The organism is Vreelandella halophila (assembly GCF_009856365.1).
Taxonomy (GTDB): Bacteria; Pseudomonadota; Gammaproteobacteria; order Pseudomonadales; family Oleiphilaceae; genus Halospina; species Halospina utahensis_B.
Genome location: NZ_WMEX01000011.1, coordinates 30,938 through 47,195 on the forward strand (window position 1 = coordinate 30,938; position 16,258 = coordinate 47,195).

The 16,258-nt window shown below is 57.1% G+C and carries 15 protein-coding genes; 8 read left to right on the top strand and 7 right to left on the bottom strand.

All coding sequences use genetic code 11. The features are described from left to right. Positions 1 to 43 precede the first annotated feature (43 nt). The gene (gene thiI, locus GLW01_RS15170; protein ID WP_160899623.1) at positions 44 to 1,546 is read left to right on the top strand and encodes a tRNA uracil 4-sulfurtransferase ThiI; all 1,503 of its coding nucleotides are present in this window, start codon (positions 44 to 46) and stop codon (positions 1,544 to 1,546) included. 38 nt (positions 1,547 to 1,584) lie between these two features. Here the strand turns inward: thiI and GLW01_RS15175 are convergent, their stop codons facing one another. From GLW01_RS15175 to GLW01_RS15195, 5 genes are all read right to left on the bottom strand, one after another. Next, a complete protein-coding gene (locus GLW01_RS15175) occupies positions 1,585 to 3,546 on the bottom strand; it encodes a methyl-accepting chemotaxis protein (RefSeq protein ID WP_160899624.1) in 1,962 nt (653 codons plus the stop codon). A gap of 29 nt (positions 3,547 to 3,575) precedes the next feature. Further along, the gene (locus tag GLW01_RS15180; protein WP_160899625.1) at positions 3,576 to 4,424 is read right to left on the bottom strand and encodes a substrate-binding periplasmic protein; all 849 of its coding nucleotides are present in this window, start codon (positions 4,422 to 4,424) and stop codon (positions 3,576 to 3,578) included. Positions 4,425 to 4,594: 170 nt separating this feature from the next. Next, on the bottom strand, positions 4,595 to 4,990 hold the full coding sequence (locus tag GLW01_RS15185) for a phosphate ABC transporter substrate-binding protein (protein ID WP_160899626.1): 396 nt from the start codon (positions 4,988 to 4,990) through the stop codon (positions 4,595 to 4,597). 11 nt (positions 4,991 to 5,001) lie between these two features. Further along, on the bottom strand, positions 5,002 to 6,204 hold the full coding sequence (locus GLW01_RS15190) for a hypothetical protein (RefSeq protein ID WP_160899627.1): 1,203 nt from the start codon (positions 6,202 to 6,204) through the stop codon (positions 5,002 to 5,004). 36 nt (positions 6,205 to 6,240) lie between these two features. Beyond that, positions 6,241 to 7,854 (bottom strand): methyl-accepting chemotaxis protein, encoded by a 1,614-nt coding sequence (locus tag GLW01_RS15195; protein ID WP_160899628.1) that lies wholly within the window; start codon positions 7,852 to 7,854, stop codon positions 6,241 to 6,243. A gap of 236 nt (positions 7,855 to 8,090) precedes the next feature. On the opposite strand from GLW01_RS15195, the gene uvrD reads away from it, so the two are divergent. Next, positions 8,091 to 10,244 carry a DNA helicase II gene (uvrD, locus tag GLW01_RS15200; RefSeq protein WP_160899629.1) on the top strand — a complete coding sequence of 718 codons (2,154 nt, stop codon included), beginning with the start codon at positions 8,091 to 8,093 and terminating at the stop codon, positions 10,242 to 10,244. Here the strand turns inward: uvrD and GLW01_RS15205 are convergent. Together GLW01_RS15205 and GLW01_RS15210 are read right to left on the bottom strand one after the other, a co-directional pair. Further along, positions 10,220 to 11,098: a patatin-like phospholipase family protein gene (locus GLW01_RS15205; RefSeq protein ID WP_151439702.1), complete on the bottom strand. Its 879-nt coding sequence runs from the start codon at positions 11,096 to 11,098 to the stop codon at positions 10,220 to 10,222. The two genes, uvrD and GLW01_RS15205, sit on opposite strands and share 25 nt — an antisense overlap. Before the next feature lie 159 nt (positions 11,099 to 11,257). Next, positions 11,258 to 12,226, bottom strand: coding sequence for an integron integrase (locus GLW01_RS15210; RefSeq protein WP_160899630.1), 969 nt, complete (start codon positions 12,224 to 12,226; stop codon positions 11,258 to 11,260). Positions 12,227 to 12,550: 324 nt separating this feature from the next. Here GLW01_RS15210 and GLW01_RS15215 point away from each other — a divergent pair, with 324 nt between their 5' ends. The 6 genes from GLW01_RS15215 (at position 12,551) to GLW01_RS15240 (ending at position 16,134) form a co-directional block, all read left to right on the top strand. Continuing rightward, positions 12,551 to 12,757 (top strand): BrnT family toxin, encoded by a 207-nt coding sequence (locus GLW01_RS15215; RefSeq protein ID WP_340162467.1) that lies wholly within the window; start codon positions 12,551 to 12,553, stop codon positions 12,755 to 12,757. Further along, entirely contained in the window at positions 12,747 to 13,016 is a 270-nt protein-coding gene (brnA, locus tag GLW01_RS15220) for a type II toxin-antitoxin system BrnA family antitoxin (RefSeq protein WP_160899631.1), read from the top strand. Before GLW01_RS15215 ends, brnA begins: the two co-directional genes overlap by 11 nt. An 82-nt stretch (positions 13,017 to 13,098) precedes the next feature. After that, complete coding sequence (locus tag GLW01_RS15225; protein ID WP_425356600.1) at positions 13,099 to 13,650, top strand: hypothetical protein; 552 nt, start codon at positions 13,099 to 13,101, stop codon at positions 13,648 to 13,650. 94 nt (positions 13,651 to 13,744) lie between these two features. Then, positions 13,745 to 14,560 carry a DUF4145 domain-containing protein gene (locus tag GLW01_RS15230; RefSeq protein WP_160899633.1) on the top strand — a complete coding sequence of 272 codons (816 nt, stop codon included), beginning with the start codon at positions 13,745 to 13,747 and terminating at the stop codon, positions 14,558 to 14,560. A gap of 88 nt (positions 14,561 to 14,648) precedes the next feature. After that, positions 14,649 to 15,560, top strand: a complete 912-nt coding sequence (locus tag GLW01_RS15235) for a hypothetical protein (RefSeq protein WP_160899634.1) — start codon at positions 14,649 to 14,651, stop codon at positions 15,558 to 15,560. Positions 15,561 to 15,651: 91 nt separating this feature from the next. Then, positions 15,652 to 16,134, top strand: a complete 483-nt coding sequence (locus GLW01_RS15240; protein ID WP_160899635.1) for a hypothetical protein — start codon at positions 15,652 to 15,654, stop codon at positions 16,132 to 16,134. Positions 16,135 to 16,258: the final 124 nt, after the last annotated feature.

The window sequence follows — 16,258 nt, forward strand, 5'->3', positions numbered from 1 at the left end:
CTTCTGCTGAACAAAGCGCGATCCAAGCCGACTAGTGTTACCCATGGTCCATTACCTCATCAAGATTTCGCCGGAAATGGCGGTCAAATCCGATCCCGTGCGGCGCAAGCAGCTGCGCCAGATGCGGCGTAATGTCCGCCGGATGATGCGCCAGCTCGACGAGCGGATTGATGTGCGCCCGGGCTGGGATCGTATCGACGTGTATGTGCCGGGCGAGGACCCTGAAGCGGAGCAGCGGCGCACGGTGGAACACGGCGAGGAGGCGGGCCTGGCCGAGCGCGTTATCCATTACCTCCAGCGTATGCCCGGTGCCCAGTTCATCCTGCTGGTCGACGATCTGCCCTGGCAGAACTTCGAGGATGCGGCCGAGAAAGTGACCCATGTCTACCGCGAGCGGCTCGCGGGCAAGACCTTTGCCGTGCGCGTGAAGCGCCGGGGGGAGCACGGTTTCAGCTCCCAGCAACTGGAACAGTTCCTGGGCGGGCATCTGCTGAAGAACACGGACGCCGCGGGCGTGAATCTCAAACACCCGGAGATTCCGGTGAATCTGGAGGTGAAACGCGAGAGCATGGTGGTGGTGCGTCGGCGCTACCCGGGCCAGGGAGGCTTCCCGATCGGGACCCAGGAGCCGGTGCTGTCCCTGATCTCGGGCGGGTTCGACTCGGCCGTGTCCTCCTACATGGCCATCCGGCGCGGGCTCCAGACCCACTTCCTGTTCTTCAATCTCGGCGGTACGGCCCACGAGGCGGGTGTGCGGCAGATGGTCCGCCACCTCTGGGCGGACTACCAGTCTTCCCACCGGGTCTACATGATCTCGGTGCCGTTCGAAGGGGTGATCGGCGAGCTGATGACGCGCATCAACCACTCGTATCGTGGTGTCGTGCTCAAGCGGCTGATGATGCGGGCGGCGGAGCGCATTGCGAATGAGATGCACATTTCCGGGCTGGTCACGGGCGAGAGTATTTCCCAGGTTTCCAGTCAGACGCCGCTTAACCTGGGCCTGATTGACCAGAGCACGGACATGCTGGTGATGCGGCCGCTGGTGTTCATGAACAAAGACGAGATCATCGACGTCGCGGACCGGATCGGCGCCTACTGGATGGCGGCGAACATGCCGGAATACTGTGGCGTGATCTCGGACCGGCCGACCACGCGGGCGAAGAAAGGGCGCATTGAGCGCGACGAGTCCTTCTTCGATGATGCGGTGCTGGATGCCGCCGTGGCGAACCGCACCATGACGCCGGTGGACCAGATGCTGGAAAGCGAGGTGGGGATCGACGATGTGCCGCGGGTGAACACGCCCTCACCCGGCGATGTGGTCATCGACATCCGCCATCCCGGTGAGGCGGCGGATGCGCCGCTGACGCTCACCAACAATGAGATCCGCTCCATTCCCTTCTACGAACTGAATCACCGCTTTGCGGAGCTGGATGCCGGCAACCGCTACCTACTCTATTGCGATGAGGGCAGCATGAGTACCCTGCATGCCGGACATCTCATCGCGGAGGGGCATGAGAACGTGGTGGTGTACGACCCTCAGGATTGAGCCCGCCCCGGACATTCCAGCTCTGCCTGCTGTTGGTCTCAGATTTTGAAGTGGCCAACGACCTCTCTGAGACGCTCCGCCATGGAGGCGACTTCATCGCTCGCACGGTTGGTCTGTTCGGTGCCGGAGCTGCTTTCCTGCGCGGCTTCAACAATACGGGTGACGTTCTGGTTGATCTCTTCGGCTGCCTGGCTCTGTTCCTCGGCGGCCGTTGCAATCTGGGTCACCTGGTCGCTGATGGTTGAGACCGATTCTTCGATTGAGGTTAGCGACTCCTTGGCACTCGTTGCCCGCTCCTGATTCTCGTTGGAGCGTTCCTTGGCCTGTTTCATGGTCTCGACCGCCTTGTTTGTCTCCGCGATCAAGCCATCAATGATGCCCTGGATCTCCTCCGCTGACTTACTGCTGCGCTGGGCAAGCGCCCGGACCTCGTCGGCAACGACCGCGAAACCCCGGCCCTGTTCGCCGGCTCTTGCAGCCTCTATCGCGGCATTCAGGGCGAGGAGGTTGGTCTGCTCCGTGACCGAATGAATGACGTCGAGAACGGTCTTGATCTCCTGGCTGCGCTCGGAAAGCTGACCCACAACCGTTGTCATTTCATCAAGTTCGTTGCCCAGGGTCTCCATTGCTGCTGCGTTCTCGGCGACGATTGTACCGCCTTCCCGGGCTTTCGTATCGGCATCTGAAGCGGCGTCGGCCACCTGGCTACCATTGCGGGAAACCTCCTGCACCGTTGCCGTCATTTCGTTAATAGCGGTGGCAATCTGGTCAGTGTCATTGCCCTGACGCTCAACCGACTGCCGTGTCTGCGTGGCGATATGGTTCAGCTCTTCCGCTGCAGAAGCCAGGCTCTGCGTGGTTCCATCGACTTCCTGGATTGTTTCCTGCATCCGCTGGACAAACGCGTTGAACTGGCGTGACAGCTGACCGATTTCATCGTTCGTTTCTTCCGGCAACCTTTGTGTCAGGTCGCCCTCGCCGGCAGCGATGTCATACATACGGCTGGTGACCCTGCGGATAGGGCTGGTGAGGAAGCGCGCGAGTCCTACTGCAATGCCAGCTGAAATAAGAATGGCCAGAAGCCCGATAACCCCGATCTGCCAAGCCAGCTGGTTGGCACCGGCCATCATTTCGTCTCTCGGGATAAGCCCCATGAACCGCCATCCGAGCTCCGGGGACGTGAAAACTGTTGCCTGATAGGACGTGCCCTCCAGGGTTACCGTGCGGCTCCCCTCGTCTATGCTCGCCAACCTCGACAGGGTCGGATCGTCAAGCTCATCCACGTTGGTGAAGTTGGTCTCCGGAGCCAGCGGGTTGGCAAGAATGGTTCCGTTATCCTCTATAAGTACCAGGCGTCCGCCTTCCCCCATTTCGATGTTGTTAATCATGTCCATAAGACCCTGGAGCGAGACATCAATGCCAACCGCGCCGACAAAATTACCGTCTTCATCACGAACTTCATGGGCAACACTGACCAGGCTGGTATCGTCCGCTTCAAAGTAATAGGCATCGGTCATGATGCTGCCGCTGTCTGTGTTCCTGACCTGTTCGTACCAGGGTCTTTCACGGGGATCGTAGGGGGCACCACTGGCGCCGATTGGCCATTGAACGAACTCACCCTGACGACTGCCGAAGTAGACATAGGCCAGGCCACCCTTGGCCTCGGCGTAACGCCTGAAAAGCCGATACAGGTCCGCTTCCGATTCGCCGTTTTCCAGGGGCGTCATTTCGCCAGCGCGGCTTGCATCCAAGTAGCGGGAAAGGGAGCCTACTGACTGGGAGATACGGGGATCCGAGGCCAGGAACCTGGCTTCCTTACGCATCGTCCTGAAAAACTGGGTGATCGAATAGTCAACCTGTTTGATCTGTTGGAGACTGGCTCTTTCAGAATCCTTCTCGGCGGCTTGTCGTGCCTCGTAGATAGCAAGCGCCGAGACGCTTCCAATAACGGTGGCAAGCACCAGGATAAAAGTCAGTACCAGCTTTTTCGTGATCGACATTGCGGCTCTTCCTGCAGTGGGTGCATTACCTACTCACTAAAAATAGCAGGCTTTGACTGTCTCACTGAGTTGTAGCGGTTGAATATGCGGTCATACATGCCTGTGCCCGTAATGGCTTCAAGGGCGTTGTTGAAACGCTGCACCAGGGCTTTCGAGGTCGAGGCACGGCTGAACATAACGTGGATGGGCGCCTGCTTTACCCTGAGGGGGTGTGCTTCAAAGGCGTCTTCGAATGCTGACCCTTTGACCCGGGTACGCAGTACAAGAGGGTCAGCGAGAATAGCGTCAATGCGTTTGCGGGCGAGCTTCCTGTAGTTCAGGAGATCACTTCGGGTCGTTTCTATATGGTTATGGGCATGGGGATGTTGCCTCAGGGCCTCAAACTGCTTGCCATAGTCATAACCCTGGGTGATCCCGATTTTCAGATCCCGCTCTATCACGTCTTTGAGTGCTGACAGCTCGTACTCGTCCGGCTCTCCCTGTCGCATGAACAAGCGCACGGTTTCTGTACGATAAGGGCGCGAAAAGTAGGCAAAATCAGCTCGTTCCGGGGTGTAATCCGCGCCAGCCGCCAGATCGACCCTTCCTTCCCTGAGTTCTCTCAGGTGTCGCATCCAGGGCTGCTTGACCAGGGCCAGCTCGCAGTCCATCCGGTTCGCTATGGCTCGTATAAGGTCGATATCCAGACCCCTAAGGTCTCCCTGGTCGTCTCTATATTGGTAGGGCTTCCAGGGCTCCCAACCCATTCGGAGTTCGCAGGCGAAGCTTGTGGCAGGCGCTGTAAGAACCAGAATCAAGGCAGCGATGATTGTGCTTGGCCGGGCCCATGGCCGGGAGTGCTTACGCGGTGCGCTACTGTTGGTCATCGAAATTCCCATTGGGCTGTTCCCCTGGGCTCTGACTACCTGTTATTGGAAACGAGTTTCCAAAATTAAGTTGCACTTAAAAAGTTATTTGGAATTGAATTGTACGGAGGGAGTTGTTGCCAGGATTGCTTGTTGCCAGGACCCATCACATCGCTTTGACGGCGTGATGGGTCCTTGGGGGATCATGGAGTCAGAATGACCTCAACGGAGTCATCCACGTCCGCCGGGTCGGCATAGCCGACACTGTTCGGCGTGGCGGCAACCTCGTCGACCATACGTGCTGAATCACTGACTTCCGCGGGTGGCTGTCCTTCACCGGTGAAGGTCTGTTCAGCCCAGAAGGACTGCAGCTGCGAGTTACTGCGACCAGTGATCCAGTCGTGGAACTCGCGCCGGACGTCGCTTCCCTTCGCAATCTCAAACGGCGTGGCCGCGTTGCTGCGGTTGAGGTAAAGGTCCCGCACGTCATTCTCAGACAGGTTGTCGGGGCCATTCGGGTGAGCGATCACCACCACGTCCGCCATGCTCAGGGGGGCGGCAAAGAGGCCGGCAAGCGCGATCATGCGTAATGTTTTCATGTCGGGGCTCCTTAAAATGCCGCGTCGAGCTTCAGGGTGTAGACGTTGGTGTGGTCGAACCGGTTGCCCTGGCCACTGGCAAAGCTCGCAGCGTTACCGCTCAAAGCACCGGAGGTATCCCCAAAGGCCCGTGAGTGGGTCCAGTCCGCCTTGAGGGCGATACCCGGCATGGCATCCCAGCGTACCCCGATGCTGTAATCTTCACGTTTTTCATTCTGAGTCGCCAGAGAAGCCTGAGAGCTCGTGGGCGCTACTGGACGGTTTTCGTCATCCTGGGTTTCAACCCACGCATAGGTCACGTAGGGCATGACACTGTCGAACCGGTAGCCAAGAGTGGCGTAGGCACCGTCCCGGTCCGGGAAGGCTCCATCGACGTTACGCCGTGTGACTTCGGAAACAGCCATGATATTGCCCTTCTCATACTCAACCCCTAGGCCAAAGAATTCGCCGTCATCGTCCTGAGCACCAAAAGGCACAAAGTTTGTGTCCGCGCGGGCGGCAACACCACGGAGCGTCCACGTGTAGTCGGTCCACGACATCACGGCGCCTGCGATGTTACGCAGCTCCAATTCGAAGATGTCGTTATTCTGGCCGGCGAGCCGGTCTTCCTGACTGTGCCCCCCGAAAACCTGAGTCCGAATGGATTGGCCAAGCACGTCAAACGTGTACGTTGCATCCACTCCGGTATAGGAGCTGAGAGAGACCTGGTCGTAGACAGCGCTGGGAGCGCGCGCAAAGGGCTGCGCATAGCCCAGGTCCAGGGAGTCGGAATACATGAACAGGGGCATGCGCATCTTACCGGCCCGAACACGCAGGCCGTTATCCATCTGGTGACTCAGGTAACCCCATTCAAGTTGGGTTTCCCAGTTATCCCGAGCCTCTTGCTCGCCCCGGGAAAGGAGCTGAAAAGTGGCTCTGGTCTGATCGCTCAGGTCAAAGGTGCCCTGGACGGCGAACAGTGTCAGGGGGCGGATCTCGGATTCTTCGGTAACACCAGCGTACCCGGCATTGTTGCTGGCACGGGCATAGCCGGTGCTCATGAAGCCGTTGATGCGGAAGTCGGTGTCACGCGAATCGCGCATGTCCTGCTGGAGCCGTTCAAGCTGGCTCTCGAGGCGGTCGAGCCGCTCTTCCTGGGCATGGGCGCCGGTGACGCCGGCGCTGACCAGCAGGCACAAGGCGAGGCGGGTTTTAGTGGTGCGCAGTTGCTTCATGGTTATCTCCATTGAAGGGGTTTGAGTTTGTTGGGGTCAGACGCGGAACTGTGAAGCGATCTGGTGCAGGCGCTGGGTGATTTCCCGGCTGTCCTGGCTCGCCTGGTCCAGCTCCTGAGTGGTTTCAGTAATCTGTTCGGCGTTGCCGTGGATGTCGGTGATATTCTTGACCACATCATTGAACGTGGCCGTCTGCTCATGAGTGGCGGCCGCAATCTGTTCGTTGATGCTGCTGATGCTTTCAACGTTCTCGAGGATGCTCTGCAGCACTTCTCCGGATTCCTTTGTGGCATCCACACCGGTGCGGGCCTTTTCGACACTGTTCTGCATGGCGCTGACGGAGGATTCCGCCAGGCTCGACAGGTCGGAGATCACTGTCTCAATCTCCTGGGCGGAGTTCTGGGTGCGGACGGCGAGGTTCCGAACTTCATCGGCAACCACCGCGAAACCACGGCCGTGTTCACCGGCCCGGGCGGCCTCAATGGCCGCATTGAGGGCCAGCAGGTTGGTCTGTTCGGTAACGGTCTTGATGGTGTCCAGCAGTCCGGCCACTTTGGTGGAGTGGGTTTCAAACTGGTTGACGAGCTCGGCGCTCTGGTCGATTTCCTGCGCCAGATCCTGGATCGTCTGCACATTGCCGGAGACATGATCCTTGCCGCGGTTGGCGTATTCCGCCGCGCCCTGGGTCTGCTCGGAGGCGTCGCTGGCAAAACTGGCTACTTCTTCCACGCTCTTGACCAGCTCATCCACGGAGTGGCGTGCCGAGGCGATGGCCGAAGACTGATCGTTGATGCGCTGCAGGTTCGCTCTGCTGGTTTCGGAAAGCTGCTGGGAGACCTCTTCCAGGCCCTCCACGTCCTTGCTGATGGTTCCGAAAGCGGAATGCAGCTTTTCGATGAAAGCATTGAAATGGGTGACCAGCTCCCGGAGCTCATCCCGGCCGTCATACTGGATGCGTGAAGTGAGATCACCCTCACCCGAGGCCATGTTGCGCAGCGAGTGGATGACACGGTTAAGGCTGCTGGTGATTGAACGGGCGATGAACAGGCTGACAACAACCAGGGTGGCGATCGCAAAAACGGCAATGCTCAGCCCCAGCGTCGTGCTGCGTTCGGTGGTCACGAGGGTCTCGTCGATGGAGTTGCTGAAGGCGGTGCGCGCTTCATCACGCACGGTGGTCATATCGCTCATCAGCTCCTTCAGGCGCTTGGCATTGGCCGAAGCATCCTTACCCAGCGCCCGCATATCGGCACCACCTTCAATGAAGGCCGAGGCGATTCGGGTGGCCTCGCTGTAGTAGCGTTCCAGATCCCTGGAAAGCCGGTTGAAACGGTCGCTCATCCGGGGAGCCAGATCCTGGAGTTCATCCAGGTTTGTCTGGATGGTGTTGTAATAGGTTTCGGTCTCGGCAAGCCTCTCCTCATTGCCGGTGGTTACGGCCGCGTTGATCTGCGCTTCCATCAGTTCCAGTTGCCCAAGATTGACGGTCGCCTTCTCCATCATTGGATACAGCTGGTCATTCACCTCGTGCAGGCGGCCGGCGTTGTTATTCTGGACGTAAAAGTTAAAGCCCTGTGTGATGACAAAGGCGAGAATCGCGATGCCAACCAGAAGCGAGAGTTTCAGCGAAATGGAGAGTCTCTGTAGCATTGCGTCCCTGTGGTGTAGCGGTGCGGAGTTGCGGGATTATGGGGGAAACGCGGTGTTGTTTGGTGAAAAGAGATGTATTCAATTTGTAATTAGCTTGCAATCAACATTTCAGCCTGCAACTCCTTGATCGGGGCTTATTTGAAGAAGGATCGAGCCGGGGGAATACTGGATGCACAAACAGGTTCCCCTGTTATACTGCGCAGGTTTCACGCATCGGCAAAGGGCCCAGTGGCACTATGGATGTCTCCTCCATCCTCGACCCCCTCAACGACGCCCAGCGCGAAGCCGTCACCGCGCCGGACAGCCACGTGCTGGTTCTGGCCGGTGCCGGCAGCGGCAAGACGCGGGTGCTGGTGCACCGCATTGCCTGGCTGATCCAGGTGGAGCAGGTTCCGGCCTCGAGCATCATGGCCGTGACCTTCACCAACAAGGCCGCGCGCGAGATGCGGGGGCGGATCGAGGAAATGCTCCAGATCCCGACCCGGGGCATGTGGGTTGGCACCTTCCACGGCCTGGCCCATCGGCTGCTGCGCGCCCATTGCCAGGACGCCGGCCTGCCCGAGAACTTCCAGGTGCTGGATGCGGACGACCAGCTGCGCCTGGTCAAGCGTGTCATGCGTGAGCTGCAGCTGGATGAGAGCCGCTGGCCGCCCAAGCAGGCCCAATGGTTCATCAACTCCAGCAAGGATGAGGGGCTGCGCCCGGATCACATCGAGGACCACGGCGATGTGTTCACCACCACCCTGATCAACGTCTACCGTGAGTACCAGAAGAACTGTCAGCGCAGCGGCCTGGTGGACTTCGGCGAGCTGCTGCTGCGTTCCCATGAGCTGTGGCTGGAGAAGCCGGAGCTGCGCGCCCACTACCAGAACCGCTTCCGGCACATGCTGGTGGACGAGTTCCAGGATACCAACGCGGTGCAGTACGCCTGGCTGCGGGTGCTCAGCGGCGACCGCGTGCCGCTGACGATTGTGGGTGACGACGACCAGTCCATCTACGGCTGGCGTGGCGCGCGCATCGAGAACATCCAGCAGTTCCAGCAGGACTTCGGCGGCAGCCGGCTGGTGCGACTGGAGCAGAACTATCGCTCCACCCAGACGATCCTGGAAGCCGCCAACGCCGTCATCGCCAACAATCAGGGCCGTCTCGGCAAGGACCTGTGGACCGACGGCGAGACCGGCGATCCCATCGATGTGTATTCGGCCTTCAACGAGCAGGACGAAGCCAACTACATCGCGGACACCATCAGCAGCTGGGCCGAACAGGGCAACGCCCGCTCCGAGTGCGCCATCCTCTACCGCTCCAACGCCCAATCCCGGGTGCTCGAGGAATCGCTGCTGCGCCAGAGTATTCCCTACCGCGTGTACGGCGGCCTGCGCTTCTACGACCGCCAGGAGATCCGCAATGCCCTGGCCTACATGCGGCTGGTGAACTACCGCCATGACGACGCCGCCTTCGAGCGCGTGGTGAACATCCCCACCCGGGGCGTGGGTGCCAAGGCATTGGAGACCGTGCGCGAGGCCGCCGGGCGCGAGGGGGTTTCACTCTGGCAGGCCACCGTGAACCTGCTCCACCACCAGCTGCTCAAGGGCAAGGCCCGGACCGGGCTGCAGACCTTCGTGGACCTGATCGAGGCACTGGCCGACAACCACGAGAACCTGCCGCTGCACTCGCTGGCAGAGCGTGCCGTGCGCGAGACCGGCCTGCGCGACTACCATGGCCGGGAAAAGGGTGAGAAGGGCCAGGCCCGCGTGGAGAACCTGGACGAACTGGTAGGCGCCACCCGCGAATTCCGCGTGGAGGACGACCAGAACCCGCTGAGCGAATTTGTCGCCCGTGCCGCCATGGACGCGGGCGAGTCCCAGGCGGAAGAGGACGAGGACAGCGTCCAGCTCATGACCCTGCACTCGGCCAAGGGCCTCGAATACCCCATGGTCTTTCTCACCGGCATGGAGGAAGGGCTCTTCCCGCACAGCATGTCCGCCGAGGAACCCGGCCGCATGGAAGAGGAGCGCCGGCTTGCCTACGTAGGCATGACCCGCGCCATGAGCAAACTCACCCTCACCTACGCCGAATCCCGCAAGCTCTATGGCCAGGAGCGCTTCAACGCGCCCTCCCGGTTCATCCGCGAGATCCCGGACGAACACATGCGCGAGGTCCGCCTGCGCAACACCGTCACCCGCCCCACCATGTTCAGCGACGCGGGCGGTGCCGCCAGCAGCGGCGCCGACACCGGCTTTCAGCTCGGCCAGCGCGTGGTCCACCCCAAGTTCGGGGAAGGCGTTGTGATGAATGCCGAGGGCGCGGGGGCCCATGCCAGGGTGCAGGTGAACTTCGCGGAAGGCAGCAAGTGGCTGGTGCTGGCCTACGCCCCGCTGGAACCGGCCTGAAGCCAGGGCGCTGAACGGCCCAGCCCGCGCCGGAGCTGTTTCAGGAGCCCCGGCGCCTGCGCGGCCCGCCGTCTGCGGATCGTGTCGATTGCGTTCTGGCAGGCATTGTACCCCTCATCAAACAGGGCCTGGCTCTGTTCCGGATCGGTGCGGTCGTAATCCGCCAGATCCAGTGCCAGCACGTAATCCGCCTCGGCCAACTGCGTCTGGGTGTGGCTATCGATGGCAATGTCGAAGGCGGTTACCAGCGCATCAAAGTACCCGCCCGGCACCCGCCGCCGTGTGCTGCCGTTCAGGTCGACCCCCATCACGAAGTCCACGCCCCACTGCTTAAACGGCGAGATCGGCACGTTCTCAACAAGCCCACCGTCCACCAGCAGCTGATCCTCCCGTTCGATGGGGCTGTAGAGCCCCGGTACACAGGCACTGATCATGGCCGCCTCGGCCACGTCTCCCTTGTCCAGAACGACCTTGGTCCTCCTGGCAAGGTCGGTCGCAATGAACGCCATCGGGTAAGGCGACCCGGAAAAATCCCGATCCCCGATGTGGTGGCGAACAAAATCGCCCATAGCGGCATTGTTCATGATGCCGTACTTCGACCAGCCAAAACTCGACAGATGCCACCAGTCCAACCCCGAGCACGCTTCCCTGATGCCCTCCGGTGTATGGCCGAAGGCGTAGAGCGAGGCCATAATCGCGCCAATGCTGGTGCCGGTTATGTGCGTCGGGCGAAGACCATGCTCCTCAAGGGCTTTCAGTACCCCGAGGTGGGCAATGCCGAACACAGCGCCCCCGCCCAGAGCAAGGCCGAAGGTGGGTTCGCGTTGGGTAAAGGGGGATTCAAATCGGGGCATGGGCGTTGCGACGTTCCGGTGATGGGGCGGATGCGCCCTATTGTCCAAAAATGCGAACCCGGTTGCCAGCGGCGAATTGGCCCAAACTCCTCCCCGCTCTACGCTGATTGGACGGTGACTAAAGTCCGCCGGGGCGGTAGCGTGGCCGCTGTGTCATATTCAGCCCAGCGGGCTGGCCACGCCTGCAAAGCCTTGCCCGAGCACATGTGTGTAAATCTGCGTCGTGCGTATATCCGAATGACCCAGTAGCTCCTGAACCGTACGGATATCGCTACCCCGTCTTAGCAACTCAGTCGCGAACGTATGCCTGAGGGTGTGACAGCCGGCCGCCTTGCCGATTCCCGACTGTTTGACTGCAGCTTTCACGGCCTTTTGGACGCTGCTGGAATGAACGTGGTGGCGGACAATGTTGCCCGACTCATCCGTGCAGCAGCCGCTCGACGGGAATAACCACTGCCAAGCCAGGGAATGCCCCGCATTGGGGTATTTGCGGACAAGTGCGAATGGAAGGCTGACGGGCACCTGATAATCCGGGTTCGACATCTTCCATTCGGAACGTATTTGTTCGATATGAGCCTGGAGTTTTTCGAGAAGAGGACCAGGAAGTAACGTTGTGCGGTCTTTACCGCCCTTGCCGTCTCGTACAGTGATCACACCCCGGGAGAAGTCGACGTCTTTTACGCGCAGCCGTGTGGATTCAACAACGCGAAGGCCTGCGCCGTACATCAGTGAGGCCATCAGGTCGTAGGGCTCGGAGAGCTCCGCGATAAGCCGCATGGCCTCTTCATGAGTGAGCACTACGGGAAGTCTCGGAGGCCGCTTTGCCCGGGTAGTGCCGCTGATATCCCCAACGGGAACGCCAAGGACCTTGTCGTAGAGAAAGACAAGGGCGTTCAGTGCCTGGTTCTGGGTAGCGGCCGCGACGTTGCGTTCCACGGCCAACCATGTGAGAAATTCGCGAATCTCTTTAGCACCCATCTCCTGCGGATGGCGAACTCCGTGGAAACGGATGTAGTAGCGAATCCAGTACCAGTATGACTTCTCGGTGCGAACGCTGTATCGGTTGAGTCGAATCACCCTCCGGACCTGATCACGCAACCGTAGGTTGGTGCTTGCTGTTGATGGCATGAGGCGCTCCTTGCCGATAACTGTAACTATATACAGTTTTATTGAAAGAGCAAAAGCGAGAAGTCAAACGATTCCACTGCATCACCTTGGATTCTGCGCTAAGGTTCTATTCTATAGGGGGTTTGCGCCCTGGCCTCTCATTGAAGCAAGCGGCGCTATCTAGAATTCACGAATATTGATATCGCTGAATTCCAGCGATTACCTGTTAGCAGCTGTACCCCCCCTCCAAGATCTTGCCCGGTGAGTAAAAAAGGGATAATTTGTACTCATGGAAGGATTCGAGTTCGATGAGGACAAGAGCAAGGCAATCTTGCGAAGCACGGGATTGACTTCGAGGCCGCTCAGGAGCTTCGGCAAGATCCTGACCTTTTGGAAATTCAGGCTAAAGCAGATGGTGAGTCACGCTTCCTGATCATCGGCCGGATTGGAGCAAAACACTGGTCTGCTGTGGTCACGTACCGCGACGAGCGAAACCGTCTGATCTCGGTCAGGCGAGCTCGCAAGAGAGAGGTGGAGTTGTATGAACGCTGAAGAGTTCGACGAAAAGTTTGATGCGGGAAAGGAAGATGTCGTCGACGATCTGGATCTTTCGACGGCGCGTCGGGTGAATCAGGAACAGAAACGGATCAACGTTGATTTTCCATCCTGGGTTGTCGAGGCGTTGGATCGCGAAGCCGCGCGAATAGGTGTTACCAGGCAGTCGATTATCAAGGTCTGGCTGGTTGAGCGCCTGGAAGCTGATGCTGCTAACAAGACGCTTAACGGTGACGCCGCAAGCGGCGCACGTTAGTTTTGCGTTATGTTTCAAGGAGTAGCTTTTGAGTCTGTGCCTCAGCTTCACCAATGCCGACCTTAGTATCACAAGAGACGTCGTGGGGATGGTCGGTACAGTCGGGGCTTTAATCATTGGAGGGCTGGGGTTAAGTACTTGGCGTAGACAGCTTCATGGGACCTCCAAGTTTGAAGTTGCGAAGAGGATTCTCACGACAACCTACCGGGTTCAGGATGCGATTGACTGGGCTCGTAATCCAATGATTCAACTAAACAAAGAAGAAGTTGAGGCGGGCAGACAGCTTGAAGAAGAGCAGAGAATCTATTCTGAACGCCTCGGAAAAGTAAATGAGCATCGAGCGGAGCTACGCACGCTAGCACTCGAGGCTAGGGCTATTTGGGGTGAAAGTGCCCAGGAGTGTTTTGCGCCTCTCCATGAGCTCGTCGGAGAATTGCATGGAGAGATATGGCTCCATTTTTGGCTCAAAGGGGCATACGCCGGGCCTGGCGCTCATGTCGATAGAAGCCCGGAAAGAATCCATAAGAATGATGCAATCGTGTACAAGGCTGACGATTCCGATGAATTTTCGCAGCGGCTTATTGAGGCGGTCCGGCACATCGAATCAATTTATCAACCGAGGCTCCGTGGCTAAACAACATAACAAGTTGCGCCACGCGGATGGCCTTTTCTCCGCGTTGCTCCGAAAAGGCCACCGGTGCGCTCTGCGTTAGGCACAAGGACGCTAGATGCAAACTAGTAAGATGTTCCCCATTTTAGTGAGCGCTCTGGCGCTCCTCCTGTTGGTAATCCATACCTTCGGTTGGGGTGCTCTTCGTGTTGACTCAACTAGCATTTTTCTGCTGGTTTTAATCGTTCTCGCTCCACTAAGTGACCTAATAAAGAAGATAAAATTTGGAGAGTTCGCAGCTGAGATAGGATCAAGAGAAATTGAGAAAGTGAGTGAAAGCTTGAGCTTCTCGGAGGCGGATAAGCCCAGCATTCCGGCTCAGATTCAATCAGACATCCCGAAGCTCGTCGAATCAGATCCTCAACTCGGTATGGCAAAGCTTCGAATCGAATTAGAGAAAATCATAAAAGTCATCTATTTCAGAGTTGAAAGGCCTGATTTGGATATTGATCGGGTACCTCTTTCTAGGCTAATGAACGAATTGGCTGAAAAGCGCGTTATTCCAATTGCATTGCTTTCCAGTATCCGTGATGTGCTTTCCCTCGCCAATAGAGCTATTCATGGCGAATCGATCAAGGCCAGTGACGCGGAGAGCTTGGCTAACCTCGGCGTGAAAGTTATTGCTGAGCTGCGGAGGATATTTAGAGGCTTGCCTGGTAAAGCTGTCGAGAAAAGGCCTATTAGCAAACAGGAAGAGCAACATTACTCGGGAGCAAAGTACAAAGTGACGACCATAACCCCGTATCAGGATGAACCATACCTGAGTACTTACATTCTAGATAAAAAGGGAATGGATGAGCTCCTCGAGGGCTACCAAGAATACGCTCAGTATGTGGTTGGAGTTGAAATTTTTGATTCCGGTCGAAGTGCCTAACCAAAATGGTCAACGGGACGCCAACTGCGCTGAACTCCGTTGCCGCCCGTTACCACTGGCGTTATAGCAATGAAGAAGGAAGTGATCTATGACTCCAGAAGAATGGTGGAAGAATTTTGCACTTGGAATGGAGTTGGATGTCGCCGGAACATTTATATTTAATGGAATAAAACGGCTAGATGAAGTTGACAACTTCTATTACCCCACTGATATCTTCGAAATTTTCTACAATCTCTCGGTTGGTGTTGAGCGCCTACTAAAAGTCGCCATAATCTTAGTTGAGCACGATGAGCAGACTGACATGGAGGCTTTAGAGGAAAGCCTTATTACCCATAATGTGTCTGAATTGACCAATAGATTAGAGTCTTCTTGTAAATTGGGATTAGCCTCCGTCCATAAAGAGCTTCTTTCAATTTTATCGAAGTTCTACAAGACGTACAGATATGGGAGGTTTTCTATTGCTAGCGTTCCGGAAATAGAAAGAGAACAGGAAGCATTCCTCCGGTACATTAGTAAGTATCTAAAAATAGAGTTACCGTCGAAAGACTCATTTTTTCCTGTATTCAATTCAGACAAGATAAGGAAATTCGTTGGCAAGGTAGTACACAAAATTTCTGGTTCAATATTTTCAGTCGTGAACAGAAAAACGTCAGAGCTCAATATCTATACTGACGAGCTAAGGGGCGATTCTAAAGCTATTCGTATATTTTATGGTGATCGCCTTGATTTTATTGATGAGAGGATAAAGAAGAAAGAGATTTTGCTGTTTCTGATGAACTCCAATGAGTCTGAGGGGCATCTACAGCTAGTAAGATCCTTTGAGCCTCTTGAATTCGATCTAGGAATGGCGCCTTACTACATAAAGGCTTTAATTAATGATTCGCATTTACATCTAGTAGGCGATGAGGTGGACGAGCTATATACCGAAGTCGAAGATGTTGGGGAAAGGATTCAGATGGTCGATATTATAGACAATGAGCATCTGTCCTACGGGGAATGATCCAAGCTATAACAAATGCGTCAACGAGACCGGTTTGTTCCGCTGCCGCTCCACAAACCGGCCCGTTACTCTGGCGTTAGAGAGCAACTGAATGGCCGAGCAGAAAGATAATGTCGTGGCCTTGCACGAATCGAAGCCGAGCTTCGCATTCGTGTATCGCAGGGCTCGATATACACTGTCCTTCGATGAGCGATATCTCTATGAAGAACAGAATGGCTTCGGCGGGAACACGCAGAAGGTGCACCTTTTGCATCGTTTGTCGCCTAAATTGCGCGAGGAGTATATCGGGTCGCAGAAGGCGACCGACCAAGTCCGTAAGGGTTGGCTCCTGCTGCTGGGGGCAGCGGTGATATTTTTCTCGGAGTTTAGGTCGCAGATACCATTGTTGGCTCCGAGCCTTTCGGTTATCGGCTTACTCGTCCTGGCGTACAACATTCCGAAAGCGTGGCCTCGACACTGGACAAAGGTGTGTGATGACTGGGATTGTCTGGTAAGTGCAATCCCGCACAAGGAAGGCGACTCCGATAATCAGGCCGGGGAGCGAGCTGCCTTCCTTGATGAATTGGCCGGCTGACCTGCTCCCCTCTAGCTTAACCGCTTCTGACTTAGTAGTGTCCCTCTCAGAAGAGGATGAACGACATGAAGAAGCGATTTTCCGAAGAGCAGATTATCGGTGTGTTGAAAGAGGCGGAAGCCGG